This is a genomic window from Trujillonella humicola (genome assembly GCF_046233715.1).
Taxonomy (GTDB): Bacteria; Actinomycetota; Actinomycetes; order Mycobacteriales; family Geodermatophilaceae; genus Trujillonella; species Trujillonella humicola.
The window spans coordinates 36,832-63,132 of record NZ_JBJNRJ010000005.1 but is presented as its reverse complement, the minus strand read 5'-3'; the positions used below and the strand labels follow the sequence as shown (position 1 = coordinate 63,132).

The 26,301-nt window shown below is 73.6% G+C and carries 23 protein-coding genes; 18 read left to right on the top strand and 5 right to left on the bottom strand.

Annotated features, from left to right (window positions below):
* Positions 1-9: 9 nt before the first annotated feature.
* Entirely contained in the window at positions 10-864 is an 855-nt protein-coding gene (locus tag ACK586_RS04490) for a PaaX family transcriptional regulator (RefSeq protein ID WP_409329252.1), read from the bottom strand.
* Positions 865-1,043: 179 nt separating this feature from the next.
* Between ACK586_RS04490 and ACK586_RS04485 the strand changes: the two genes are divergently transcribed.
* From ACK586_RS04485 to ACK586_RS04465, 5 genes are all read left to right on the top strand, one after another.
* Positions 1,044-2,264: an ABC transporter substrate-binding protein gene (locus tag ACK586_RS04485; protein ID WP_409329251.1), complete on the top strand. Its 1,221-nt coding sequence runs from the start codon at positions 1,044-1,046 to the stop codon at positions 2,262-2,264.
* Between the two features lie 94 nt (positions 2,265-2,358).
* Positions 2,359-3,246, top strand: a complete 888-nt coding sequence (locus tag ACK586_RS04480) for a branched-chain amino acid ABC transporter permease (protein ID WP_409329250.1) — start codon at positions 2,359-2,361, stop codon at positions 3,244-3,246.
* Positions 3,243-4,316: a branched-chain amino acid ABC transporter permease gene (locus ACK586_RS04475; RefSeq protein ID WP_409329249.1), complete on the top strand. Its 1,074-nt coding sequence runs from the start codon at positions 3,243-3,245 to the stop codon at positions 4,314-4,316. Before ACK586_RS04480 ends, ACK586_RS04475 begins: the two co-directional genes overlap by 4 nt.
* Positions 4,313-5,122 (top strand): ABC transporter ATP-binding protein, encoded by an 810-nt coding sequence (locus ACK586_RS04470; protein WP_409329248.1) that lies wholly within the window; start codon positions 4,313-4,315, stop codon positions 5,120-5,122. The genes ACK586_RS04475 and ACK586_RS04470 overlap by 4 nt, the downstream gene beginning before the upstream one ends.
* Positions 5,123-5,824 carry an ABC transporter ATP-binding protein gene (locus ACK586_RS04465; protein ID WP_409329247.1) on the top strand — a complete coding sequence of 234 codons (702 nt, stop codon included), beginning with the start codon at positions 5,123-5,125 and terminating at the stop codon, positions 5,822-5,824.
* 22 nt (positions 5,825-5,846) lie between these two features.
* Here ACK586_RS04465 and ACK586_RS04460 read toward each other — a convergent pair whose 3' ends face one another.
* On the bottom strand, positions 5,847-6,587 hold the full coding sequence (locus tag ACK586_RS04460; RefSeq protein WP_409329246.1) for an IclR family transcriptional regulator domain-containing protein: 741 nt from the start codon (positions 6,585-6,587) through the stop codon (positions 5,847-5,849).
* Between the two features lie 93 nt (positions 6,588-6,680).
* On the opposite strand from ACK586_RS04460, the gene ACK586_RS04455 reads away from it, so the two are divergent.
* The 12 genes from ACK586_RS04455 (at position 6,681) to ACK586_RS04400 (ending at position 22,183) form a co-directional block, all read left to right on the top strand.
* Positions 6,681-8,126, top strand: coding sequence for a Rieske 2Fe-2S domain-containing protein (locus tag ACK586_RS04455; protein ID WP_409329245.1), 1,446 nt, complete (start codon positions 6,681-6,683; stop codon positions 8,124-8,126).
* Positions 8,123-9,568: a glutamine synthetase family protein gene (locus tag ACK586_RS04450; protein WP_409329244.1), complete on the top strand. Its 1,446-nt coding sequence runs from the start codon at positions 8,123-8,125 to the stop codon at positions 9,566-9,568. Before ACK586_RS04455 ends, ACK586_RS04450 begins: the two co-directional genes overlap by 4 nt.
* 316 nt (positions 9,569-9,884) lie before the next feature.
* Positions 9,885-11,615, top strand: a complete 1,731-nt coding sequence (boxC, locus tag ACK586_RS04445; RefSeq protein WP_409329243.1) for a 2,3-epoxybenzoyl-CoA dihydrolase — start codon at positions 9,885-9,887, stop codon at positions 11,613-11,615.
* A 3-nt stretch (positions 11,616-11,618) separates the two neighbouring features.
* Entirely contained in the window at positions 11,619-13,100 is a 1,482-nt protein-coding gene (gene boxB / locus ACK586_RS04440; RefSeq protein WP_409329242.1) for a benzoyl-CoA 2,3-epoxidase subunit BoxB, read from the top strand.
* Between the two features lie 106 nt (positions 13,101-13,206).
* Positions 13,207-14,910, top strand: coding sequence for a benzoate-CoA ligase family protein (locus ACK586_RS04435; RefSeq protein ID WP_409329241.1), 1,704 nt, complete (start codon positions 13,207-13,209; stop codon positions 14,908-14,910).
* Positions 14,907-15,974, top strand: a complete 1,068-nt coding sequence (locus ACK586_RS04430) for an NAD(P)/FAD-dependent oxidoreductase (protein ID WP_409329240.1) — start codon at positions 14,907-14,909, stop codon at positions 15,972-15,974. Before ACK586_RS04435 ends, ACK586_RS04430 begins: the two co-directional genes overlap by 4 nt.
* A gap of 37 nt (positions 15,975-16,011) precedes the next feature.
* Positions 16,012-16,341, top strand: a complete 330-nt coding sequence (gene fdxA, locus ACK586_RS04425; RefSeq protein WP_409329239.1) for a ferredoxin — start codon at positions 16,012-16,014, stop codon at positions 16,339-16,341.
* Complete coding sequence (locus tag ACK586_RS04420; RefSeq protein WP_409329238.1) at positions 16,338-16,856, top strand: gamma carbonic anhydrase family protein; 519 nt, start codon at positions 16,338-16,340, stop codon at positions 16,854-16,856. Before fdxA ends, ACK586_RS04420 begins: the two co-directional genes overlap by 4 nt.
* 85 nt (positions 16,857-16,941) lie before the next feature.
* Positions 16,942-17,859 (top strand): LLM class flavin-dependent oxidoreductase, encoded by a 918-nt coding sequence (locus ACK586_RS04415; RefSeq protein ID WP_409329237.1) that lies wholly within the window; start codon positions 16,942-16,944, stop codon positions 17,857-17,859.
* 271 nt (positions 17,860-18,130) lie between these two features.
* Positions 18,131-19,054 carry an SDR family NAD(P)-dependent oxidoreductase gene (locus ACK586_RS04410; protein ID WP_409329236.1) on the top strand — a complete coding sequence of 308 codons (924 nt, stop codon included), beginning with the start codon at positions 18,131-18,133 and terminating at the stop codon, positions 19,052-19,054.
* 151 nt (positions 19,055-19,205) lie between these two features.
* Positions 19,206-20,246 carry an agmatinase gene (gene speB / locus ACK586_RS04405; protein WP_409329235.1) on the top strand — a complete coding sequence of 347 codons (1,041 nt, stop codon included), beginning with the start codon at positions 19,206-19,208 and terminating at the stop codon, positions 20,244-20,246.
* Positions 20,243-22,183, top strand: a complete 1,941-nt coding sequence (locus tag ACK586_RS04400; protein WP_409329234.1) for a primary-amine oxidase — start codon at positions 20,243-20,245, stop codon at positions 22,181-22,183. The genes speB and ACK586_RS04400 overlap by 4 nt, the downstream gene beginning before the upstream one ends.
* Before the next feature lie 22 nt (positions 22,184-22,205).
* Here ACK586_RS04400 and ACK586_RS04395 read toward each other — a convergent pair whose 3' ends face one another.
* The gene (locus ACK586_RS04395) at positions 22,206-22,706 is read right to left on the bottom strand and encodes an Lrp/AsnC family transcriptional regulator (RefSeq protein ID WP_409329233.1); all 501 of its coding nucleotides are present in this window, start codon (positions 22,704-22,706) and stop codon (positions 22,206-22,208) included.
* A 144-nt stretch (positions 22,707-22,850) separates the two neighbouring features.
* On the opposite strand from ACK586_RS04395, the gene ACK586_RS04390 reads away from it, so the two are divergent.
* On the top strand, positions 22,851-24,239 hold the full coding sequence (locus ACK586_RS04390) for an aspartate aminotransferase family protein (RefSeq protein ID WP_409329232.1): 1,389 nt from the start codon (positions 22,851-22,853) through the stop codon (positions 24,237-24,239).
* A gap of 51 nt (positions 24,240-24,290) precedes the next feature.
* Here ACK586_RS04390 and ACK586_RS04385 read toward each other — a convergent pair whose 3' ends face one another.
* Together ACK586_RS04385 and ACK586_RS04380 are read right to left on the bottom strand one after the other, a co-directional pair.
* Entirely contained in the window at positions 24,291-24,719 is a 429-nt protein-coding gene (locus ACK586_RS04385; RefSeq protein WP_409329231.1) for a universal stress protein, read from the bottom strand.
* The gene (locus ACK586_RS04380) at positions 24,716-26,224 is read right to left on the bottom strand and encodes an APC family permease (RefSeq protein ID WP_409329230.1); all 1,509 of its coding nucleotides are present in this window, start codon (positions 26,222-26,224) and stop codon (positions 24,716-24,718) included. Before ACK586_RS04380 ends, ACK586_RS04385 begins: the two co-directional genes overlap by 4 nt.
* Positions 26,225-26,301: the final 77 nt, after the last annotated feature.

The window sequence follows — 26,301 nt, the reverse complement described above, 5'->3', positions numbered from 1 at the left end:
GCGGTGCGGTCAGTCCTGGCGGGCGAGCTCGACCCACGCCGCCTGGGCCCGCGCGGCCCAGGCGGCGTGCCGCTCGCGGAACACCTCCGCGGCGCGGTTGCCGCTCCACCGCGGCGGGAGCAGGTCGCGGGGCAGGCCGGGGTCCAGCAGCGGGAAGCGCCGCCACTCCTGCACCAGCCGGACCTGCGCGACAAGCGCCTGCCGGTCGGTCCGGGGACGCCGGCGGCCGACCAGCTCCAGGAAGTCCTCGTACCGGGCCTCGATGTCGTCGAGGTCCCAGGCGGCCCGGGCCAGCGAGCGCTCGTCGCCCACCTGGCCGGAGGAGGCGACGAACGTCCAGCTGCCCGCCAGCAGCCCCAGGTCCTCGAGCGACTCGCGCACCTCCGGTTCCCGTCCGGCCCAGGGCGTGACCCAGGTACCCGGCGCCGGCGAGCCGAGCCCGGCCCAGCCCAGCTGCGTGCGCAGCCGCTGGCGCAGCGCGCGGTTGTTCTCGGGCACGCCGACCAGCGCGACCAGCCACCGGCCGTCCCACTGCCGCTGGTCGGTGGCGAAGCCGTAGATGCGCTCGCTGCCCTCCCGGAGCAGGCGGGTTCCGGCGGGCGTCAGGGACCAGCGGGTCTCGCGGCCGACGCGGGAGGCGGCGATCCAGCCCGAATCGGCGGTGCGCATGATGGCCTGGCGCGCCGCCTTCTCGGCGATGTCGAGCTCGCCGAGCAGCTCGATCAGCGTCGCGGTCCAGACCGGGCGCCCGGCCGGGAGCACGTACTCGCCGAGCACGGTCAGCAGCAGGCTGCGGGCGCTGGCGGCGCCGAGCTCCTGCCGGCGCGTCACGAACGGCCCGTCGACGACCTCCACGCCGCCCATCGTGGCATCCTCCTCCCCCGCAGCCGCGTCCCCCGGACGGTGGAGCCGGGCCTCGGCAACGACTCGGTAACGGACCACGCCCCTGCCCTGTGGCGCTTGACACAGCGTGGTGTGCTCTACAGCATTTCTCAAGACAGACGTGCAGCTGTAGCACGTCCCGGACCCGTGCGGAGATCCTCATGGCCTTGCCCGACCTGTCCCGTCGCCAGCTGCTGGGAGCCATGGGGGTGGGTGCCGGCGGCCTCCTGCTGAACGCCTGCGGCGGCGGCAGCCTCGGCGGTGGCGACGACAACGGCGGCGGCGGCGGCGGGGGCGGCGGCAACGGCCCCATCCGCGTGGGGCTGGTCATCCCGCAGGCCGGCGTCTACACCCCGCTCGGTGTCGACATGCAGAACGGCTGGAACCTCTGGCTGGAGCAGAACGGCAACCAGATCGGCGGCCGGGACGTCGAGACGAGGACCGCCGACGAGGGCGAGGGCCCCGACACCGGCGTCCCCGCCATCCAGCGGCTGATCTCCGACGTCGACGTCGTCGTCGGCATCGTCAACTCGGCCACCGCCCTCGGCGCGGCGGAGCTGTTCAACGAGGAGCAGAAGCTGCTGCTCATCGGCAACGCCGGCGCCGTCGGGCTCACCGGCGCCGCGGGCAACGACTACGTCTGGCGCGTGTCGTTCAGCAACGCGCAGAACTCCTACGCGATGGGCGAGTACCTCGCCGCGCAGGACATCGGCTCGGTGTTCCTCATGGTCCCGGACTACGCGGCCGGCCAGGAGAACATCACGGCCTTCACCGAGGCCTTCGAGGCCGGCGGCGGCACGGTCGCCGGCACCGCGCTCACCCCGTTCGGCCAGACCCAGGACTTCCAGCCGTTCCTCTCCCAGATCCAGGCGTCGGGGGCGGAGGCGACCTTCGTCTTCTACTCCGGCGGCGAGGCGGTCACCTTCGTCAACCAGTACGACGACTTCGGCCTGAAGGACAGCATCCCGCTCTACGGCTCGGGCTTCCTCACCGAGGGCAGCGTGCTGGACGGCCAGGGCCCGTCCGCGGTGGGCATCCGCACCACGATGCAGTACTCCACCGAGCTCGACAACGACGCCAACCAGGAGTTCGTGCAGGCCTACCAGGAGGCCTACGGGGTGCTGCCGACCGTGTTCGCCATGTCGATGTTCGACGCGGCCAACGTGCTCGACCTCGCCGTCTCCGAGGCCGGCGGAACCGGCGGGGAGGAGCTCGTCGAGGCCCTCGGCGGCCTGGGGACGATCGACAACAGCCCGCGCGGGCCGTGGGAGTTCGAGGACCAGAACCCGCGGCAGACCATCTACCTGCGCGAGGTCGTCGACCAGGACGGCACGCTGATCAACAGCGTCCTCGAGGACCTCGGCCAGTACGGCACCGTCTGATCTCGGGGCCGGCGCACCCGGCCCCTCCGCTGCCCCGTCCGGGGCCGGGCACGCCGCCCGGCCCCGGACGCCGCCCCTCCGGAAGGTCCCCTCCATGGCCGGCTGGTTCGACGCGAACCTGGTCAGCATCCTCAACGGCTTCGCCATCGGCTCGCTGCTGTTCATCCTCGCGGTCGGCCTGTCCATCGTCTTCGGGATGATGGACGTGCTCAACCTCGCCCACGGCGCGCTCTACCTGGTGGGCGCCTACCTCGCCTTCACCATGCTCGACGGCGGACCCACGTGGGGCGCGTTCCTCGGCGCCCTGGGGCTGGCCGTCGTCTTCGGCCTGTTCGCCGGCGGCACGCTGTCGGTGATGACCGAGCCGCTGGCCAAGCGGCCGATCCTGGACCAGGCGCTGCTCACCCTGGGCATCTCGCTGATCGTCGCCGAGGTCCTGTCGATCATCTACGGCAACGACGTGTACCGGATCGGTGCACCTCCCGGCCTCGACGGCAGCGTGTCGATTGCCGGCAACACCTACCCCACCTACCGGCTGGTGCTCATCGGCATCGGCGCGGTGATGGCGGTCACCGTCTGGCTGGTCATGGAGCGGACGTCGCTCGGCGCGCTGGTCCGCGCCGCCGTCGCCGACCGCGAGATGGTCTCGGCGATGGGCATCGACAACCGCAAGGTGAAGATCGGCGTGCTGGCCTTCGGCTCGGTCCTGGCCTCGGTGGCCGGCGTCCTGGGCGGTCCGGTCTACGGCGTGCGGCCCGGGCTGGACGAGACGGTGCTGCTGCTGGCGTTGATCGTCGTGGTGATCGGCGGCCTGGGATCGATCAAGGGCGCGCTCATCGGCGCACTGGTCATCGGCCAGGTCGACTCCCTCGGCCGCGCCCTGCTGCCCGAGCTCGCGTCGTTCATCCTCTTCGGCGCGCTGGCCCTGGTCCTGATCGTGCGCCCGCAAGGGCTCTTCGGCCCCAGGAAGGTGGCGTCATGAGCGCGCCCGCGCAGTCCCCGACGACCGCCGGTCCCGGCACCGGCTCGAGCGCCGCGGGCACGGCACCGCCGCCGCCCGGCGGGCGGGCCCGCCTGCTGGGCGCCGTACCCCCGGCCGCCGTCCTGCTGCTGCTGGTCCTCGTGCCGTTCTTCGTGGCGCAGGACGGCACCAACATCCTCACCCGCATCCTGATCTTCGGGTTGTTCGCCGTCAGCCTCGACCTGCTGGTCGGCATCACCGGGCTGCCGTCGCTGGGGCACGCGGCCTACTTCGGCGTCGGCGCGTACACCGCGGCGATCGTCGCCGACAACTGGACGCCCAGTGCCCCCGTCCCGGTGCTGATGGCCGCCGGGGCCGGTGCGGTCGCCGCCGTCCTCACCGGATGGCTGGCCGTGCGCAGCCACGGCGTGTTCTTCCTGATGCTCACCCTGGCCATCGGGGAGATCACCGCACAGCTGGCGCTCCGGCTCGACGGCGTCACCGGCGGCTCCAACGGCATGTCGGTGCCCTCCGTCCGGTTCGGCAGCGAGCCGTTCGACGCCGGCTTCCGCGTCGCCTACACCTACTGGTACGTCCTGGCCGTCTTCGTGATCGCCTTCGCGGCGATGTGGCTGATCGCCCGCTCCCCGTTCGGCCTGGTCCTGCGCGGCATCCGCGACAACGAGGACCGGATGCGGTCGCTGGGGTACACCCCGTTCCGCTACAAGTACGTCGTCTACATCCTGGCCGGCGGCTTCGCCGGCGTGGCCGGGGGACTCTTCGCCCAGGTCAACCGGCTGGTCTCCCCGGGGGACGCCGGCTTCGCCCTCAGCGCGATCACGCTGCTGGCCCTCGTGCTCGGCGGCGCCGGCACCCTGTGGGGACCGGTGCTCGGCATGGCCGTGGTGGTCATCGTCCGCGACTACTACGGCCCCGACCTGGACGGGCACGGCCCCCTGCTGCTGGGCATCGTGTTCGTCATCGCCGTGTACGTGCTCCCCCGCGGGTTCGCCGGCCTGGCCGGGATGCTGCGCACGCCGAAACGGCGCCGAACCCGATCGATCGTCCCCGGAGAGGAGGGGTCGGTATGAGCGAGGACCTGCTCCAGCTGTCCGGCCTCACGCGCCGGTTCGGTGCGCTGACCGCCGTCGACGACGTCGACCTGACCGTCCGGACCGGTGCCCGGCACGCGCTGATCGGCCCCAACGGGGCCGGCAAGAGCACGCTGTTCAAGCTGGTCACCGGGTCGATGGCGGTGTCGTCGGGCACCGTCGCCTTCGACGGCGCCGACATCACGCGGCTGTCGGAGCCGCAGCGGGCACGGCGCGGGATCAGCCAGACCCTGCAGCACTCCAGCCTGTTCCTCAGCCAGACCGTCGAGCGCAACGTGATCATGGCCGCGCAGCGGCAGCCCGGCGGCAGCCGGCACTCGCTGCTGCCGCGCCGCCAGCGGGCCACGCGCGAGCGCGTGCACGGGCTGCTGGCCGACGTCGGCCTCGCCGGCCGCTCGCACGCGCTGGTGTCGGCGCTGTCCCACGGCGAGCGGCGCCAGCTCGAGGTGGCCGTCGCGCTGGCCTGCGAGCCGCGGCTGCTGCTACTCGACGAGCCGGCGGCCGGCATGTCGCCGGCGGAGAGCGCCCGCCTGGTCGCGCTGCTCAAGGGCCTGCCCGAGAGCGTGACCCTGGTGATCGTCGAGCACGACCTCGACGTCGTGTTCGCCCTGGCCACCTCGGTGACGGTGCTGCACCTGGGGAAGCTGCTGATGACGGGCTCCCCCGACGAGGTGCGCGCCAGCAGCGCGGTGCAGGAGGCCTACCTCGGCACCGGCCGCGAGGCGCTGTTCCTCGACGGCCCCGCATCCCTGGACGCCGGCCGCCCCGGCATGGAGGTGAGCTGAGTGCTCGAGGTGCGCGGACTGGAGTCCGGCTACAAGCGCAGCACGGTGCTGCAGGGTGTCGACCTCGACCTGGAGAACGGCCGGGTGCTCGGCCTGCTGGGCCGCAACGGCGTCGGCAAGTCGACGCTGATCAACACGCTGATGGGGCTGGTGACCCCCTCGGCCGGCCGGGTCACCGTCGAGGGGCGCGATCTCACCGGCAAGCGGCCGGACGTGATCGCCCGCGCCGGCGTGGCGCTCGTGCCGCAGGGCCGGCGGACGTGGGCGCCGCTGACCGTGACCGAGCACCTGGACCTGGCCACGCGCCAGGGCCGGGGCAAGGGCCCGTGGGACATGGAGCGGGTGCTGGACCTCCTGCCCCGCCTGGGCGAGCGGCGCAAGCACACCGCCGGGCAGCTGTCCGGCGGCGAGCAGCAGATGCTCGCGATCGCCCGCGCGCTGCTCACCAACCCCCGGCTGGTCCTCATGGACGAGCCCTCCGACGGCCTCGCCCCCTCGGTGGTGGACCTCATCGGGGAGGCCATCGGCCGGATGAAGGCCGAGGGCGTCACCCTGCTCGTCGTCGAGCAGGACCTGCACCTGGCCTTCGCCGTCGCCGACGAGATCGCCGTCATGGACAAGGGCCGGATCGTGCACCGCTCTTCCACCCTCGAGTTCCGCAGCGACTCCTCGGTGGCGCACGCGCTGCTCGGGGTCGGCTGAGGACGGCGGGCCGCCGGGCCGGTCAGACGAGCAGGCGGCGGAGCTCCTCGGCGTGCCCCGACAGCACCTCCCGTGCCGTACCGGTCATCCACCCCTGCGTCCGCGAGCCGGTGCTGCTGGCGACGTGCATGGCCGCGACCACCACGCCGTCCGCCCGGCGCAGGGGCACGGCGACCGACTGCAGGCCCGCCTCGACCTCGTCGGCGACGTAGGCCCACCCCTGGGCGCGGACCCGGTCGAGCTCGGCACCCGGCGCCCCCGTGCCCGCCAGCAGCACCCGGCCGAGGGCGGAGCCGGCGGCCGGCACGCGGAACCCGATCCCGGTGCCGACCGGGACGAGCCGGCGGGGCTGGGCCCGGGCGACCACCACGGCGTCGGCCCCGTCCAGGACGGCGACGCCGCAGGCCTCCCCCAGCTCGGCGACGACCTCCTCGCAGGCCGGCTGCAGGACCTGGCCCAGCGGATCGCCGGCGAGGTAGGCCGTGGCCAGCCGCAGCACCTGCGGGGTGAGCGCCAGGGTCCGCCCGGCGGTGCGCACGAAGCCCAGGTGCTCCAGCGTCAGCACCGCCCGGCGCACCGTGGCCCGGGGCAGGTCCAGCTCGCGGGCCAGGTCCGCGAGCGTCTGCCCACCGCCGCCTTCGCCGAGCGCCTCCAGCACCGCAAGGCCGCGGGCCAGCGCCTCGGAGTAGTCGGCCGGCGCGGCGGCGCCCTCCAGCCGGCGGGACGCCCGCCGCTGCGCGGCGTCCGGACTCAGGCGAGGCATTGCGGTCTCCTCCGGATCGCGAGACAGTAGTCGCACAACGAACAGGCGTTCGGTAATCGAACACAGTGAAGCACACGAGGGGTGGACGCCGCCATGGCGATGTCGGCTGCGGACAACGAGCGGATCACGCAGACGGGCCCGGGCACGCCGGCCGGGGAGTTCATGCGCCGGTACTGGCAGCCGGTGGCGCTGGCCGAGGAACTGGCCGGGGACCGGCCCGTCGTGCCGCTGCGCCTGCTGGGCGAGGACCTCGTCCTCTTCCGCGACGACACCGGCGACCTCGGCCTCATCGACCGCCGCTGCCCGCACCGCGGCGCCGACCTGGCGCTGGGCCGCCTGGAGGACGGCGGGCTGCGCTGCTACTTCCACGGTTGGCTGCTCGACGGGGACGGGCGCTGCCTGGAGACGCCCGCCGAGCCGGAGGACAGCACCCTCGCGGCGAAGGTGCGCTTCACCTCCTACCCGGTGCGCGAGCGCAACGGCATCGTGTGGGGCTACCTGGGCCCCGGCGACCCGCCGGAGTTCCCCGCGCTGGACTGCTTCGCCGCGCCGGACGAGTACACCTTCGCCTTCAAGGGCTACCTCGACTGCAACTGGCTGCAGGCGCTGGAGGTCGGCATCGACCCGGCGCACGCCTCCTACCTGCACCGCTTCGAGCAGGACGAGGACCCCGAGGAGAGCTACGGCAAGCAGTTCCGCAGCGCCTCGCTGGGCACCGACCTGCCCATGACCAAGATCCTCCGCGAGTACGGCCGCCCGGAGATCGTCAACGCGCGCACCGACTACGGGCAGCGGATCGTCGCCCTGCGCACGCTGGACCGCGACGGCGAGGACGGGAGCCGGACGCACGTGCGGATCACCCACCAGGTGTTCCCGCACGGGATCACCATCCCGCTGTCGTCGACCATGTCGATCACCCAGTGGCACGTGCCGGTCGACGACGTCTCCTGCTACTGGTACGCGATGTTCACCAGCCTGGACACCCCCGTGGACAAGGAGACGATGCGCGCCCAGCGCCTCGAGGGCATCACGCTGCCGGACTACAAGCCGGTGGCGAACCGGGCGAACAACTACCGGTTCGACCCGGAGGAGCAGCGGACGACGACCTACACCGGCCTGGGCCCGGACATCAACGTGCACGACCAGATGGCCGTCGAGGGCCAGGGGCCGATCCACGACCGGACCCGGGAGAAGCTCAGCCGGTCGGACAAGGCGATCATCACCTACCGGCGGATGCTGATGGCGGCGATCGACGCGGTCGCGGCCGGGCACAGCCCCCAGACGCTGCTCGACGACCGCGCCGAGGTGGAGAGCCGCGGCCCCATCCCGCTGGACGGCATCGGCCCGACCGGGGCCTGGGAGGACTTCTGGGCCGACGCGATCGCCCGGCTGCGGGCCGCGAGCCCCTGGGCGGCCGGGTGGACCGAGGCGCTGCGGACCGGCCCCGCCGGCGTCCGCGCCGAGGACGCCGAACCGGAGGACCCGACCCAGCTGGCCCCGCGCGCCACCTCGGCGGCCGGCACCCCGGACGCCCGGTGAGCCGCCCCGGCTTCGTGGCGCGGCACGGTGACTGGACCGACGAGCAGCGCGCCGCCGCCCGAGAGGTCGCCGAGCGGGTGTCCGCCGAGGAGCTCGAGGCCGTCCGGGTCGGCTTCGTCGACCTGCACGGGCTCGTGCGGTCGAAGACGGTCTCGGCCGAGCACATCCCCGGCGTCCTCGCCGAGGGGCTGCCCATCGTGAGCACCCTGCTGTCCAAGGACACCTCCGGGCGCACCGTGTACCCGGCCTTCTCCCCCGACGGCGGCGTGGGGGTCGCCGGGATGGGCGGCGCCGGCGACGTGGTGATGGTCCCCGACCCCACGACCTTCCAGGTGCTGCCGTGGGCCCGGCGCACCGGCTGGCTGCTCAGCGACCTGCGGCTCAAGGACGGCGCGCCGGTGCCGTTCGACCCCCGCGGCGCGCTGCGGACGGCGTTGCGGCGGGCCGCCTCCCGGGACCTGGACCTGGTCACCGGGCTGGAGCTGGAGTTCCACCTGCTGCAGGTGGAGGAGGGACCGCTCGACCCGCTGGAGGTCAACCGCCCCGGCGCCCCCGGCCGGGCGCGCACGGTGAGCCCGCTGGACCGGGGCTACCAGCTGCTCGGCGACGACCGCGGCGACGCGCTCGAGCCGGTGCTCGGGGAGCTGTCCCGCGTGCTGCGCCGGCTCGGCGTCCCGCTGCGCACCGTCGAGGTCGAGTTCGGCCCGGGGCAGGTGGAGATCACCACCGCACCGCTGCGCGGGCTGGCCAGCGCCGACGCGATGGTCCTGATCCGCTCGGCGGTGCGTGCCGTCGCCCACCGGGCCGGGCTGCTGGCCACCTTCATGTGCCGCCCGCAGATCCCCGAGGGCTGCTCCAGCGGCTGGCACCTGCACCAGTCCCTGGTGCGGGCCGGCGACGGCGGGAACGCGTTCGTCGGCGAGGGCGGCCTGTCCCCCGTCGGCGCCGGCTACCTCGCCGGCCTGCTGCGGCACGCCCGCGCCGGCTGCGTGTTCGCCGTCCCGACGGTCAACGGCTACAAGCGCTTCCAGCCGCACTCCATGGCCCCCGACCGGGTGCTGTGGGCACACGACAACCGGGCCGCGATGCTCCGCGTCGTCGGCTCGGCCGAGCGCGGCGACCTGCACGTGGAGAACCGCGCCGGCGAGCCCGCGGCCAATCCGTACCTGGCGATGGCCGCCCAGCTCGTCGCCGGCCTGGACGGCGTCGACCGCGGCCTGGACCCCGGCCCCTCCGCCGACCAGCCCTACGCCACCGAGGCCCCCCGGCTGCCCACCAGCCTCGCCGAGGCGGTGCGCGCGCTCGACGAGGACACCGAGCTGCGGGAGCTGCTGCCGCCGTCCCTCGTCGACCACTACGCCGGCGTCAAGCGGGCCGAGGTGGCCCGCTTCGAGGCGACGGTGACCGACTGGGAGCAGCGGGAGTACCTGCACCTGTTCTGACCGGCGGTCCGTGACCGTCGACACACCACGGCGGCCGGGCGCCGGCCCGCAGCCGGCCGTCACGGGATCCGGCGGGAGCCTCCGCAGCCCCGCGCCGGCACATCCGCGCAGGTCGGAACCGGGTGCCGACCTCGCGGTCCGGCGGCCCCGGCGTCCCGCGGCCCCTGCACGCCTCCGCGGCCGCGCCTAAGATGGTGACCTGGCCCACACATCTACAGAAAGCCTGCCACTTGCACCCTTTGCTGTAGCACGTCACCATGGGTGCACGAGGCCTGCGGGGATCCCCTGCGCCTGTTCCATCCCCTTGGGAGGCACCGTGACCACGCTGGACGACCGCTCGCCGACGACGACGGAGGGCCCGGCCCCGGTGGCCGAGCCGGCCGCGACCGTGAAGGTCTCGTTCCAGACCTCGCCGGAGCAGTACCGGCACTGGCGGCTGTCGGTGGACGGGGAGATCGCGACGCTGACGCTCGACGTCGACGAGAACGGCGGCCTGGTCCCCGGCTACGAGCTCAAGATGAACAGCTACGACCTCGGCGTCGACATCGAGCTGCACGACGCCGTCCAGCGGCTGCGCTTCGAGCACCCCGAGGTCAAGGCCGTGGTGGTGGCCAGCGGCAAGGAGCGCATGTTCTGCGCCGGCGCCAACATCCGGATGCTGGCCGCCTCGCCGCACAGCTGGAAGGTGAACTTCTGCAAGTTCACCAACGAGACCCGCAACGGCATCGAGGACGCCACCCGCAACTCGGGTCTGCCGTTCGTCGCCGCGGTCAACGGCACCGCGGCCGGTGGCGGCTACGAGCTGGCCCTGGCGTGCGAGCAGATCGTGCTGGTCGACGACAACTCCTCGGCGGTCTCGCTGCCGGAGGTCCCGCTGCTGGGCGTGCTGCCCGGCACCGGCGGCCTGACCCGCGTGGTCGACAAGCGCGGCGTGCGGCGCGACCTGGCCGACATCTTCTCCACCACCGCCGAGGGCGTCCGCGGCGAGCGCGCCGTGCAGTGGCGGCTGGTCGACGCCGTCGCCAAGGCGCGCGACTTCGACGCCGAGGTGGCCCGCCGCGCCGGCGAGCTCGCCGCCGCCTCCTCCCGCCCGGGTGCCGGCGCCCAGGGCGTCGCGCTCACCCCGCTGCAGCGCGAGACCACCGACGACGGCTTCCGCTACGAGCACGTACGCGTCGTCCTGGACCGCGACTCGGGCACCGCGACGATCACGGTGCTCGGCCCCTCCGCCGTCCCGGCCTCGGTCGAGGAGCTGCAGGGCCAGGGCGACGCCGGCTGGTTCCTGGCGATGACCCGCCAGCTCGACGACACGATCCTGCACCTGCGCACCAACGAGCTGGCGCTGGGCACCTGGCTGCTGCGCACCGAGGGCGACCCGGCCACCGTCGCCGCCTACGACGAGTTCCTCCTCGCCCACCGGTCGCACTGGCTGGTCAACGAGCTGATCGGCTTCTACAAGCGCACGGCCAAGCGGCTGGACACCACCTCGCGCAGCCTGTTCGCGCTGGTCGAGCCGGGCAGCTGCTTCGTCGGGGCGCTCGCCGAGATCGCCTTCGCCGCCGACCGGCAGTACATGCTCGAGGGCCAGTTCGAGGACGACGACGACCCGAAGCCCCCGGCGGCCCTCCGGCTCGACGAGTTCAACACCGGCCTGCTCCCGATGGGCAACGACATGACCCGGCTGCAGGTCCGCTTCCTCGGCAGCGCCGACGAGCTGGCCGCCGCCGAGGCCGCGGTGGGCCGCGACCTGCTCGCCGCCGACGCCGAGGAGCTCGGCCTGGTCACGGCGACGCCGGACGACATCGACTGGGAGGACGAGGTCCGCCTCGCCATCGAGGAGCGGGCCAGCTTCTCCCCCGACGCCCTGACCGGCATGGAGGCCAACCTCCGCTTCGCCGGCCGGGAGACCCCGGAGACCAAGGTCTTCGGCCGGCTGACCGCCTGGCAGAACTGGATCTTCCAGCGACCGAACGCCGCTGGCCCCGAAGGAGCACTGCGCCGCTACGGCACCGGCAAGCGGGCCGACTACGACAGGAAGCGGGTCTGAGCCATGACCACCACCGAGAGCACACCGCAGACCGGCACGGTCACCGGGGACGCCCCCGAGCCCACCGGGCCGCTGTCGCGCATCGACTACAGCGAGCGGATCCCCAACAACGTCGACCTGGCCGGCGACCGCAAGCTCCAGCGCGCGCTGGAGGGCTGGCAGCCCAAGTTCCTCGACTGGTGGAAGAACCTGGGCCCGTCCATCCCGACCTCCGACGTGTACCTGCGCACCGCGGTCGCCGTCGGCCGCGACGGCTGGGCGCACTTCGACCGGGTCCCCATGGAGGAGTACCGGTGGGGCATCTTCCTCGCCGAGCGCGACCCGGACCGCAAGGTGAACTTCGGCCAGCACAAGGGCGAGCCGGCCTGGCAGGAGGTCCCCGGTGAGTACCGGTCGGACCTGCGCCGGCTGATCGTGGTGCAGGGCGACACCGAGCCCGCCTCGGTCGAGCAGCAGCGCCACCTCGGCGCGACCGCGCCGTCGCTGTACGACATGCGCAACCTCTTCCAGGTCAACGTGGAGGAGGGCCGCCACCTGTGGGCGATGGTCTACCTGCTGCACGCCTACTTCGGGAAGGACGGCCGCGAGGAGGCCGAGCAGCTGCTCAAGCGCAACTCCGGTGACTACGACAGCCCGCGCATCCTCGGTGCCTTCAACGAGGACACCACCGACTGGCTGCAGTTCTTCATGTTCACCTACTTCACCGACCGGGACGGCAAGTACCAGCTCGGCACGCTGAAGGAGAGCGGCTTCGACCCGCTGGCGCGCACCTGCGAGTTCATGCTCAAGGAGGAGGCGCACCACATGTTCGTCGGCACCACCGGCGTGCAGCGGACCGTGGAGCGCACCGCCGAGCTGATGAAGCAGCACGGCACCGACGACATCTGGGAGCACGGCGGCATCCCGCTGTCGGTCATCCAGAAGTACCTCAACTTCCAGTTCTCGGTGTCGATGGACCTGTTCGGCGCGGAGACGTCGTCGAACGCCGCGGCCTACTACACCGCCGGGCTCAAGGGCCGGTGGATGGAGACCCGCCGCAAGGACGACCACCTGCTGCACGACTACACGATGGAGGTGCCGGTCATCGAGGACGGCCGGCTCACCACCAAGACGGTGCCGATGCTCACCGCCCTCAACCTTGACCTGCGCAACGAGTACGCCGCCGACTGCGAGAACGGCGTCAAGCGCTGGAACCAGGCGCTGGAGGAGGCCGGGCTCTCGGAGCGGCTGACCCTGCCGCACCAGGGCTTCAACCGGAAGGTCGGCGCCTTCGCCGGGCACTCCGTCTCGCCGTCCGGCGAGGTGCTGGACGCCGCCGCCTGGGAGCGGCAGGCCGACCAGTGGCTGCCCACCGCCGAGGACCGCGCCCGGGTGGCCGAGCTGATGAAGCCCTGCCACGAGCCCGGCCAGTTCGCCGGCTGGATCGCCCCGCCCTCGGTCGGCATCAACTCCCTGCCGGTCGAGTACGACTACGTCCGCTTCTGAGCGGGCGGACCCTCCCCCTCGGCGAGATCTGCACACTCGTCGCCATCAGCGCCCGATGGTGACGAGTGTGCAGATCTCGCCTCCCGTGCGAGAAGGGACCTGCACCGTGGCCACCCTCGACACCGCTCCGCCCCCCGCGCCGGCGCCCGTGACCACCGGCCCCGAGCCGTTCAACGCCGCCGAGTGGCTGGTCACCCGGCACGCCCGCGCGACACCCGACCGGCGCGCGATCACGGCCGTCGACCTCGACGGCAGCGTCCGGGTGCTGAGCTACGCCGAGCTCGACGACGCCGTCACCCGGTTCGCGGCCGCACTCGTCGCCTCCGGCGTCCGCCCCGAGGAGCGGCTGCTGCTCTGCATGGGTGACACCCCGGAACTGCTGACCGCGTTCCTGGCCGGTCTGCGCATCGGCGCGGTCCCCGTGCCGGTCAGCACGATGCTCAAGCCCAAGGACATCGCGGCCCTCGCCGGCGACAGCCGCGCCCGGCTGGTCGCGCTGAGCTCGGAGTTCGCCGGACTGGCCGAAGGGCTGGCCGGCCACCGCGACCTCGCCGACGTCGTCGTCCTCGCCACGCCCGCGGAGGCCCCGGCGGCCCTGCCCGAGGTCCCGGACGCGCGGGTGCGGTCCTGGGACGCCTTCGTGGCGGCCGGCGCGGACTTCCTGGAGCAGGTGGCGGCCCCCTACCCGACGGTGGCCGACTCGCCGGCGTTCTGGCTCTACACCTCGGGCACCACCGGCACGCCCAAGGGCGCGATGCACCGGCACGGGTCGCTGCGCGACACCGCCGAGACCTACGCCCGGGACGTGCTGGCCATCGGCCCGGACGACGTCACCTTCTCCGTCGCCAAGTTCTTCTTCGCCTACGGCCTGGGCAACACGCTGACCTTCCCCTTCTCGGTCGGGGCCGGCACGGTGCTCGACCGCTCCCGGCCCAGCCCCGCCGGCACGCTGCGGGTGCTGCAGGAGCACCGCCCGACGCTGTTCTTCGCCGGCCCCACCTTCTACGCCGCGCTGATCAACGCCGGGCTGCCGGACGACGCCTTCGCGGGCGTGCGGGCCTGCGTCTCGGCCGGCGAGGCCTTCCCCGCGCCGCTGTTCGAGCGCTTCACCTCGACGTTCTCCGTGGAGATGCTCGACGGCATCGGCTCCACCGAGATGCTGCACATCTTCATCAGCGGCCGGCCCGGCCGGACCCGGGCCGGGGCGACCGGGGAGATCGTCGCCGGCTACGAGGCCAAGATCGTCGACGACGACGGGAACCCGGTGCCCGACGGGACCCCGGGCAACCTGTGGGTCAAGGGGAGGTCGGCGGCGACCGGCTACTGGCAGCGCACGGACGTGACCCGGCGGGTGTTCCAGGGCGACTGGGTGCGCACCGGCGACACCTACGTGCGCAGCGCCGACGGCTACTTCTCCTCGCTCGGCCGCACCGACGACATCATCAAGGCCGGCGGCATCTGGGTCTCCCCGACCGAGGTCGAGGAGCGGCTGCGGGCCCACCCGGAGGTCAGCCAGGTGGTCGTCGTCTCCGTGCCGGACGAGACGGGCCTGGACAAGCCGGTGGCCTGCGTCGTCCTCGCCGCCGGAGCGACCGTCACGGACGACGGGCTGGTCGCCTTCTGCCGCGACGGGCTGGCGGCGTTCAAGCGGCCGCGCAACATCCTCGTCTTCGACGAGCTGCCGCAGACGGCGACCGGGAAGCTGCAGCGCTTCCGCGTCCGCGAGCTCGCGCTCGAGCGGCTGGGCAGCGCCCGCGCCGACGCGATCCGGCCCGACCTGACCGCCACCACCCCCGGGAGCCCCGCATGACGGCCACCGCCGCGCCCCACCCCGTCGCCGGCACCGGCGGCGGAGGACGCGACGTCCAGGTGGACCTGCTGGTCGTCGGCGCGGGTCCGGCCGGCCTGTATGCGGCCTACTACGCCGGCTTCCGCGGCCTGCGCACCGCCGTCGTCGACAGCCTGCCCGAGCCCGGCGGGCAGGTGATGGCGCTGTACCCGGAGAAGGCGATCTACGACGTCGCCGGCTTCCCCGGCATCCGCGGCCGCGACCTGGTCGCCAACCTGGTGGCCCAGGCGGCGCGCTTCGACCCCGTCCACGTCCTCGGCGAGCGCGCCGAGACGCTGACGAACGAGGCCGGCGCCACCCCGCGCGCCGGGGACCGGCTCGTCGTCACCACCGACAAGGGCACCCGTATCCACTGCGGTGCGGTCGTGATCACCGGCGGCATCGGCACCTTCACCCCCCGCCCGCTGCCCGGCGGCGACGCGTGGGAGGGCCGCGGCCTGACCTACGTGGTCCGCGAGCTCGCCGCCCACGCCGGCCAGGACGTCGTCATCGTCGGCGGCGGGGACAGCGCCGTGGACTGGGCGCTCGCGCTCACCGGCATCGCCGGCTCGGTCACCCTCGTCCACCGCCGGAAGGCCTTCCGCGCGCACGCGGCCAGCGTCACGGAGATGGTGGCCGGCCCCACCACCGTCGTCACCGACGCCCAGGTGTCGCACCTGGAGGGGGACGACCGCCTGCGCACCGTGCACGTGGAGCACAAGGACGGGACCGTCACCGCGCACCGCGCGGACGCGGTCATCGCCGCGCTCGGCTTCACCGCCGACATCGGCCCGCTGGAGCGCTGGGGCATCGACATCGCCGACCGCAAGATCCTCGTCGACACCGCCATGCGCACCACCGTCCCCGGCGTCTACTCCGCCGGCGACATCACCGAGTACCCCGGCAAGGTCCGTTTGATCGCCGTGGGATTCGGGGAGGCCGCCACGGCCGTCAACAACGCCGCGACCTACCTCGACCCGGACCAGCCGCTCTTCCCCGGGCACAGCAGCGACGACCCCGCCGGCCTCGGCGCGGCCGCCGCCTGACCGCCCGCACACCGCCCTTCACCGAGGAGACACCCCCGTGCCCTACGTCATCGGCTCCGAGTGCATCGACACCACGGACATGTCCTGCGTGGACGAGTGCCCGGTCGACTGCATCTACGAGGGTGACCGGAAGCTCTACATCAACCCCAAGGAGTGCATCGACTGCGGGGCGTGCGAGCCGGTGTGCCCGGTCGAGGCGATCTCGCAGGACCGCCGGGTGACCGAGGAGAACGAGCCGCACATCGCGGACAACCGGCGCTTCTTCATCGAGCCGCTCCCCGGCCGCGACCAGCCGCTGGGCAGCCCCGGTGGCGCGTCGAAGGTGGGCAAGATCGGCGTGGACACCGAGCTCGTCGCCGACGCGTGACGCTCTGGGCGCTCGACGGCATCGCGCCGGTCGTGCACCCCACCGCCTGGGTGCACCCCGACGCGACGGTCATCGGCCGGGTGGAGCTCGGCCCGGAGGTCAGCATCTGGCCGCAGGCGGTGCTGCGCGGGGACTACGGCGAGATCCGGGTGGGGGCGCGCACCTCCATCCAGGACGGCACGGTCCTGCACACCACCGCGGACTGGCCGACCGTCGTCGGCGCCGAGTGCGTGGTCGGCCACCTCGCCCACCTCGAGGGCTGCACGATCGGCGACCGCTGCCTGATCGGGTCCCAGTCCGTCGTCCTGAACCGGGTGGTCGTCGGGGACGAGGCCCTGGTCGGCGCCGGTGCCCTGGTGTCCGAGGGCACCGCGGTCCCGCCGGGGTCCCGCGCGCTCGGCGTCCCCGCCCGCGTCCGCGAGGGCACCGGGACCGGCGCGTGGGTGGAGGACGCCGTCGCCCTGTACGTCGAGAACGCGCGCCGGTACCGCTCGGGCCTGACCCGCGTCGGCTGACCCCCGCTCCCCCGCGGACCGCGCCGTGCCCGCGGACCGCCGGAGCTGCCGCGACCCCCTGCCCCGACATCGGAAGGAGAACCGGATGCGGGTCTTCCTGACCCTGAGCTTCGACGGCCGCACCGCCGCCGCCGAGGCGCGGGCGGCCGAGGCCGCCGGGTACGACGGCGTGGCGACCGGCGAGCACCTGTTCTTCCACGGGCCGCAGACCAACGGCTTCGTGTCCCTCGCCGCGGCCGCCGGGGCCACCGAGCGCATCCGGCTGCTCAGCTCCCTCACCGTCCTCCCCCTGTACCCGGCCGCGCTCGCCGCGAAGCTGGCCACGACGCTCGACCAGGTCTCCGGGGGCCGGTTCGACATGGGCGTCGGGGTCGGCGGCGAGTACCCGCCGGAGTTCGTCGCCGCCGGCGTCGACGTCACCGAGCGCGGCGCGCGCACCGACGAGGCGCTGACCCTCCTGCAGCAGCTGTCGTCGGGCGGGCCGGTCGACTTCGACGGCCGCTTCACCCGGGTCCCCGGGCTGGCGCTCGACCCCGGCGTGGTCCAGCCGGGTGGCCCACCCATCTGGCTCGGCGGGCGGAGCCCGGCCGCGATCCGCCGCGCGGGCCGCTTCGCCGACGTGTGGATGCCGTACATGTACACCCCCGAGCAGCTGGCCGGCAGCCTCGCCGAGGTGCGGGCGGCCGCCGAGGCGGCCGGCCGCGACCCCGCCGCCGTCCGCGGCTCGGTGTTCTGCTGGGGCGGCGTCGACCCGGACGCCGCGCGCTCCCGGCAGGAGGTCGTGGACGGCGTCAGCGCCGTCTACCAGCAGGACTTCAGCCGCCTCGCCGACCGGTACCTGCTGCACGGCGATCCGGACCGGGTCGCCGCGCGCGTCCGCGAGTACGCCGACGCCGGCGCGGAGACGGTGATCTTCTCCCCGGTCGGGGACGGCGCGCGCCGGCGGGAGATCGTCGGCACCTTCACGGCCGGCGTGCTCCCGCGCGTCCGGCCGGGGTCCTGAGGAGCGGCGCACGCCGGGACGCGCGGGCCGTCGTCGGCCGAAGTCGGCGGGCCGACGGCACCGGCGGACCGGGCGAGTCCTGCGAGCCCGGCCGACGGCACCTTCTTCGCAGTTCCGCCGACGGGCGGCAGGCAGGCCCGATCCCCCCGCCCGCCGCGGGCGGCGGGGCACCGGCACCGCACGCCCGCGCTCCCCGGCGGCCCCGCGTCGGGCAGCATCTGCGCACCGTCGGCCGGAGCACGGGCCGGCACCCCAGCACGAGGAGCGCGACATGAGCACCGACTTCACCGGCCGGGTGGCGGTCATCACCGGTGCCGGACGGGGGCTGGGGCGCAGCTACGCCCTGGCGCTCGCGCAGCGCGGTGCCAGGGTCGTGGTGAACGACCCGGGGTCGGCGGTGGACGGCGGCGCCGGCGAGGAGGACGCGGCGGGCAGCGTCGTGGCCGAGATCCGGGCCGCCGGCGGCGAGGCGATCGCCGACCGCGCCAGCGTCACCGACCCCGCCGGGGTGCAGGGGATGGTCGACGCCACCCTCGACGCGTTCGGCCGGGTCGACATCCTGGTCAACAACGCCGGCATCCTGCGCGACCGGTCGTTCCACAAGGTCGACCTCGACGACCTGCTCGCCGTCCTCGACGTCCACCTCACCGGGTCGCTGCGCTGCACCCACGCCGTCTGGCCGCTGATGCGCGACCAGGGCTACGGCCGCGTGCTCCTCACGTCCTCGCAGAACGGCACCTACGGCAACTTCGGCCAGGCCGGCTACGCCACCGCCAAGGCCGGGGTGCTCGGGCTGATGAAGGTCCTGGCCATCGAGGGCGCCGCCAGGGGCGTGCACACCAACACCATCGTCCCGGTCGCCCGGTCCCGCATGACCGAGGGCACGATCATCGGCGACCGGAGCGACGCCGAGAGCCTCCCCCCGGAGTCGGTCACGGCGGGCGTCCTGCACCTGGTGGGCGAGGACGCACCCAACGGCGTCATCCTCAACGCCGGCGGCGGCGCCTTCTCCGTCACCGAGCTCCCCGAGACCCGCGGGGTGTTCCTGGGCCGGGACGCCCGGCCCGAGGACGTCCGGGCGCACTGGGACCAGATCTGCGCCGGCGGCTACGTCGACGTCCTGGAGGACGGGCCCGCCCAGTTCACCAAGTTCCTGGGCATGGCCCGCGCCGGGCGGTCCGGCGAGGACGCCTGAGACCGATCCGCTCCACCGGAACCGGCGCGCTCGACCGCCCCGGCGACGGGATCGGTCGCCGCAGCCACTTGACACCACCGATCGGGTGGCCACGATGGCAGCCGTACCCTGCGGCCATGCGGACCGCCCGACCGATCGGACCTCCGACGCGATGACGCGCTACGGCGCCCAGTACGGGCCCGACATCACCTTCCTCGGCGTCGACCGCTGCGACCTGGACGACCCGGCGTCCTTCGCCGGCGCCGACGTGGTCGTGCTGGGCGCGCCCTTCGACGGCGGCACCTCGCACCGGCCCGGCACCCGGTTCGGTCCCCAGGCCATCCGGATGACCGACTACCTGCCCCACGACGGGTCGCGGCCGAGCCTGGCGCTGCGCACCGACGGGCTGCGCGACCTGCGGGTCCTGGACGCCGGCGACCTGGAGATGTACTCCGGGGACATCGAGACCGCGCTGCCGGCGCTGGAGGCCGCGGTGGAGACCGTCGCGCGTTCCGGCGCGATCCCGGTGGTGCTCGGCGGCGACCACTCGATCGCCTTCGCCGACGCGAAGGGCGTGGCGAACGTGCTCGGCCACGGACGGGTGTCGATGGTCCACTTCGACGCGCACGCCGACACCGGCGACATCGAGTTCGGCTCGCTGTGGGGCCACGGCCAGCCGATGCGCCGGCTGATCGAGTCCGGCGCGCTGCGCGGCGACCGGTTCCTGCAGATCGGCCTGCGCGGCTACTGGCCGCCGCCGGCCACGCTGGACTGGATGGCGGCGCAGCGGATGCGCTCCTACGAGATGACCGAGATCGGCCACCGCGGGCTCGAGGAGTGCCTGACGGAGGCCTTCGGCATCGCCACCGACGAGTGCGAGGGCGTCTTCCTCTCCGTCGACATCGACGTCTGCGACCCCGGGCACGCCCCCGGCACGGGCACGCCCGAGCCCGGCGGGCTGACCGCCCGCCAGCTGCTGGACGCCGTGCGCCGCGCCTGCCTGGAGCTGCCCGTCGTCGGCGTCGACGTCGTCGAGGTCAGCCCGCCCCACGACCACGCCGACATCACCGCCGCGCTGGCCAACCGGGTGGTCCTGGAGGCGCTGTCGGCCATCGCCCGCCGCCGGCGGGACGCCCGGGAGGGGAGCCGGTGGGACCCGTCGCTGCCGCTGCTCGCCGACCGCCCCGACCCTGCCCAGGAGAGGCCCTCATGACCGAGCACGCGCCGTCCTGCCACCCCTCCGGCAGCAGCGGCCGCCCGGCCGGTGCCGGCACGCCCCACCCGCTGGACCCGCTGACCGCCGACGAGTTCCGGGCCGCCGCAGCGATCCTGCGCCGGGACCGGGGGGTGGACGAGCGCTGGCGGTTCGCCTCGATCGAGCTGCGCGAGCCGGCCAAGGACGTCGTCCGCGCCTTCGCGCCCGGCGACCCGATCGTCCGGGAGGCCCGGGTGACGGCCTGGAGCCGGGACGAGGGGATCCCGTACAAGGCGGTCGTCTCGCTGACCGGCGACGCCGTCCTGTCCTGGGAGGCGGTGCCCGGCCGGCAGGCGAACATGACCCTCGACGAGTGGCACGAGGCGCACGAGGCGCTCATCGCCCACCCCGCCGTCGTCGAGGCGCTCGAGAAGCGCGGGATCACCGACCTGGACCTGGTCCTGATCGACACCTGGGCCTACGGCCACTCGCTCGTCCCCCAGGGCCTGCAGGACCGCCGGGTCGGCTGGACCGACGTGTGGCGGCGCTCGACGCCGAACGGCAACCCCTACGCCAATCCCGTCATGGGCCTGCACTTCGTCGTCGACCTCAACACGATGGAGCTGCTGGAGGTCGAGGACACCCCGCCACCGGCGCAGCCCGACGTCATGGGCGAGTACGTGCCCTCGCTGGTCCCCGGCCTGGCCCAGCGCAGCGACGTCCGCACCCTGGAGATCACCCAGCCCGACGGCGTCTCGTTCGAGCTCGACGGCGGCGAGCTGCGCTGGCAGAAGTGGACGATGCGGCTGGGCTTCACCCACCGCGAGGGCCTGGTGATCCACCGGGTCGCCTACGACGGGCGCCCGGTGGCCCACCGCATGTCCTTCGCCGAGATGGTCGTCCCCTACCGCGACCCCAGCCCCGACCACCACCGGCGCACCGCCTTCGACATCGGCGAGTGGGGCCTGGGGTTCATGACGACGTCGCTGAAGCTCGGCTGCGACTGCCTGGGCGACATCACCTACGTCGACGCGGTCCTGCACGACAGCCGCGGCGAGCCGTACACCATCGAGAACGCGATCTGCCTGCACGAGGAGGACGACGGCGTGCTCTGGAAGCACGTCGACGAGCGCGCCGGGGCCGAGGTCCGGCGGTCCCGGCGGATGGTCGTCTCGTTCCACGCCACGGTGGCCAACTACGAGTACCTGACGTACTGGCGCTTCTACCAGGACGGCACGATCCAGTGCGAGGTCCGCGCCACCGGGATCATGGTGACCAGCGCCTACGAGGGCGACCCGCCGCCGTTCGGCACGGTGGTCGACGAGCGCACCTACGCGCCGATCCACCAGCACTTCATCGTGGCCCGCCTGGACATGGAGGTCGACGGGCCGGACAACACCGTCGTCGTCACCGAGAGCGAGGCGCTGCCGGTGACGGCGGCCAACCCGTACGGGCTGGCCGTGGTCACCCGCAGCCGGGTCGTGGAGAGCGAGGCGCAGGGGCGGGTCGACCTCGACTTCGCCACCCAGCGCAGCGTGAAGGTCGTCAACCGGACGGCGCCCACCCGGCTCGGGACGGCGCCGGGCTACAAGCTGTACCCGACCTCGGCGATCCCCTCGCTGGCGCACCCCGACGCCCCGTTCCGCCGGCGGGCGCAGGTGATCGACCACCCGGTGTGGGTGAGCCGGTTCGACGCCGAGGAGCGCTGGCCCTCCGGCGAGTTCTGCAACCAGAGCCTCGACGACGCCGGGCTGCCGGTCTGGCAGCAGGCCGACCGCCCGCTGGTCGACACCGACGTCGTGCTCTGGCACGTCTTCGGCATCCACCACGTCCCCCGGCCCGAGGACTGGCCGGTCATGCCGGTGGACGTCGTCTCCTTCGAACTGAAGCCGGTCGGCTTCTTCGACCGCAACCCGGCCCTGGACGTGCCGCCGGCCCCGGGCGCCTGCCACTGACCGCCGCGGCGGCGGCCGGGGGTCAGAGCCCGGCCGCGCCGCCGGAGGGGTGGGCCTGCGGCCCGCGGGTCCCCCAGGCGTAGGTCTGCTTGGCCAGCGCCAGGTACAGGTGCGTCTCGGTGGACTCCACGCCGTCGACGGCGCGGATGCGGGCGACGACGTCGAGCAGCTGGTCGTCGTCCTCGCAGACCACCTCGACGAGCAGGTCCACCGACCCCGCCGTGATGACGACGTAGTCGACCTCGGCGAACTCGGCGATCCGGTCGGCCGCCGTCCGGGGGTCACCGCTGGTCCGCACCCCGACCATCGCCTGCCGCGAGAAGCCGACCTGCAGCGGGTCGGTGACCCCGACGATCTGCATCACGCCGGCGTCCAGCAGCCGCTGCACGCGCTGCCGGACGGCGGCCTCGGACAGCCCCACCGCCGTGGCGATCCGGGCGTAGGGGCGGCGGCCGTCCTCCTGCAGCTGCTCGATGATCGCCCGTGAGACGTCGTCCAGCGCGAACTGCCGACGGATGCTCATCCCAGCCACTCCCCGTTCGTCCCCGGCCGATCCGGGTCCCTCGGATCGTAGCCAGCGACGGCTACTGCCGGTCTGGTCCGGGGAACCGCCCGGCACGTACGATTCGGATCGTCTCATGCCGTGCCGACGACGGGATCCGAAGTCATGACCACGACCGAGCAGGACGTCACGACGCGCCGGCCCGTCGGGGCGGAGGCGACCGCGAACCTGTGGCTGCACTTCTCCCGGACGGGCGCCTACCGGGACACCCCTCCCCCGGTGATCGTGCGCGGCGAGGGCGCGAGGATCTACGACGACCGGGGCCGCAGCTACCTCGACGGGCTGTCCGGCCTGTTCGTCGTCCAGGCCGGGCACGGGCGGCGGGTGCTGGCCGAGGCGGCCGCCCGCCAGGCGGAGGAGCTCGCGTTCTTCCCGCTGTGGTCCTACGCCCACCCGACCGCGATCGAGCTCTCGCAGCGGCTGGCGGCCGCGGCCCCCGGCGACCTGGACCGGGTCTTCTTCACCACCGGCGGCAGCGAGGCCGTCGAGACCGCCTGGAAGGTCGCCAAGCAGTACTTCAAGCTCACCGGCCGGCCGCAGAAGACCAAGGTGATCAGCCGGGCGGTCGCCTACCACGGCACCACCCACGGCGCGCTGTCCATCACCGGCATCCCCGCGCTGAAGCAGCCCTTCGAGCCCCTGGTCCCCGGCAGCATCCGGGTGCCCAACACCAACATCTACCGCGCGCCGCTGTTCGGCGACGACCCCGAGGCCTTCGGCCGGTGGGCCGCCGACCAGATCGAGCAGGCGATCCTCTTCGAGGGCCCGGAGACCGTCGCCGCCGTGTTCCTGGAGCCGGTACAGAACGCCGGCGGCTGCTTCCCGCCGCCGCCGGGCTACTTCGCGCGGGTCCGCGAGATCTGCGACCGCCACGACGTCCTGCTGGTCAGCGACGAGGTGATCTGCGCGTTCGGCCGGCTCGGCACGACCTTCGCCTGCGAGAAGTTCGGCTACGTGCCGGACATGATCACGTGCGCGAAGGGGATGACCTCGGGCTACTCCCCCATCGGCGCGATGATCGCGACCGGCCGGGTGGTCGAGCCGTTCCTGCGCGACGGGGTGACCTTCGCGCACGGCTACACCTTCGGCGGCCACCCGGTCAGCTGCGCGGTGGCCCTGGCCAACCTCGACGTGTTCGCAGACGAGGGGCTCGACGAGCGGGTGCTCGACAACGAGGGCGCCTTCCGCGCCACCCTCGAGCGGCTGCGCGACCTGCCCATCGTCGGCGACGTCCGCGGCGACGGGTACTTCTACGGCATCGAGCTGGTCAAGGACCGCGCCACCAAGGAGACCTTCGACGCCGACGAGTCCGAGCGGCTGCTGCGCGGGTTCCTCTCCGGTGCGCTGTTCGAGGCCGGCCTGTACTGCCGGGCCGACGACCGCGGCGACCCGGTCGTCCAGCTGGCGCCCCCGCTGATCTGCGGCCCGGCGGAGTTCGACGAGATGGAGCAGATCCTGCGCAGCGTGCTCACCGAGGCGTGGGCCAGGCTCTGACCCCTGCCCGATCCTGACCCCCGCCGCCCGCGACGTCCGCGGCGGCGGGCGTCAGGACTCCTCGTCCTCCGCCACCGGCACGCACAGCACCGGGCGGTCGGACAGGTGCAGCAGCTTGTGCGACACCGACCCCAGGACGGCGCCGCGCAGCGGGCTCTCCCCGCGGGTGCCGACCACGATGACCCGGCCGTCGTGCCGGTGCGCGGCCTCGATGAGGGCCTGCGCGGGCTTCTGCGACAGCACCTCGACGACCGTCGCGACGCCGGCCGCCTCGGCCTCCGCGACCGCGTGCGACACCGCCGTCCGCCCCATCTCGGTCAGCGCGCGCTGGTGGGCCTGGAACTCCTCGCCCATCCCGCCGGGTGGCTCGACGCCGTAGACGAGCACGAGCGGCTCGTCGAAGCGCGCGGCCAGCGAGACCGCCATGGCCAGCGCCGGGCGGGATCCCGGCGACTCGTCGTACCCCAGCACGATGCTCACCGCAGGTCCTCGTCCACCTCGATGCGGTCGCCGGCGATCCCGGGCCGCTCCTGCCAGTACCGGCCGTCCCGCGTCCGCCAGACCAGCATCAGCACCAGTCCCACGACGAAGATCCCGAGGCCGATCACCAGCGGCGGGCCCACCCCCAGCCACGCCTGGCCGGTGTAGGAGTTGTCGGGGTCGGCGAGGTCGCGGATCGCCAGAGCCAGCAGCCAGATCAGCAGGCCGGCGCCGGCCAGGGGGCCGATGCCGATGAGCAGGAACGACGACACGCTGCGCGTCAGCTGCCGGCGGTGGTACACGGCGCAGGCGATGCCGGTGAGCGCGTAGTAGAAGGCGATGAGCAGCGAGAGCGCGGTGATCGAGTCGAACAGCGCGTTCTCGCTGAGCAGGCTGACCGCCACGAACCACACGCTGGCGATGACGCCGACCCACCAGGTCGAGACGTCGGGGGTCCGGTGGCGCGGCGAGATGTGCCCGAACCGCTTGGGCAGCGCGTGCCGGCGGGCCATCGACAGCCCGGTCCGCGACGCCGGGAGGATGGTGGTCTGGGTCGAGGCGATCGCCGCGGTGGCCACCGCCAGCAGGACCACCCAGTCCCAGCCGCCCATCACCTCGGTGGAGAGCAGCGCGAAGATCGCCTCCTCCTCGTCGGCGTTGTCGGCCAGGTAGTCGGTGCCGGCGAAGGCCAGGACGGCGATCGCGACGCCCACGTAGGTGACCAGCAGGACGACGGTGGACACGATCGCCGCGCGGCCCGGCGCCGAGGTCGAGTCGCGGGTCTCCTCGGTCAGGTTCACCGCCGACTCCCACCCCCAGTAGGCGAAGACCCCCAGGAGCAGCCCGCCGGACAGGGCCGCGCCGCCGGCGCCGAAGGGGTTGAGCCAGTCCCAGGCCGGGTCCAGGCCGCCCAGCGGGCTGTCCCCGCTGACCCCGCGGTAGAAGGCGACGGCGGCGAACACCAGCAGGGCGACGGTCTGGGCGAGGATCAGCGCGTTCTGCAGCTTCGCCGACAGCTCGGTGCCCAGCACGCAGATCCAGGTCATGAGCAGGATCAGCGCCACGGTCAGCACGATGACGAGCGCGGTGTTCTCGGCCAGCGAGTCCAGGTTGAGCGTGCGCAGCGTGAAGACGACGCCCACGTTCGCCAGCGACCCGATGATGAGGACGCCGGTCATGGCGATCGCCCAGCCGCCGATCCAGCCGGCCCACGGCCCCATCGCCCGGGTGACCCAGGAGAACGTCGTCCCGCAGTCGGGGTCGACCCGGTTCAGCGCGGCGAAGGCCGAGGCGATGAGCACCATCGGCACGAACGAGGCCAGCAGGATCCCCGGCGCGTGGACTCCGGCGAGCGCCACCAGCGCGCCGATGATCGCGGCCAGGGTGTAGGCCGGCGAGGTGGAGGCCAGGCCGATCACGAGGGCATCGACGAAGCCGATGGCCCCCGGCCGGAGGGTCGCCTCCTCCCCGGGACCGACCACGGCGGGGGCGCGCTCCGGCTTCATGCGACGGTTATGGCAGTTCCCGGCCCGTTCGACAAGGGTTATGCGGCCAGAAACCTGCCAGGACGACGGAAGTCGTG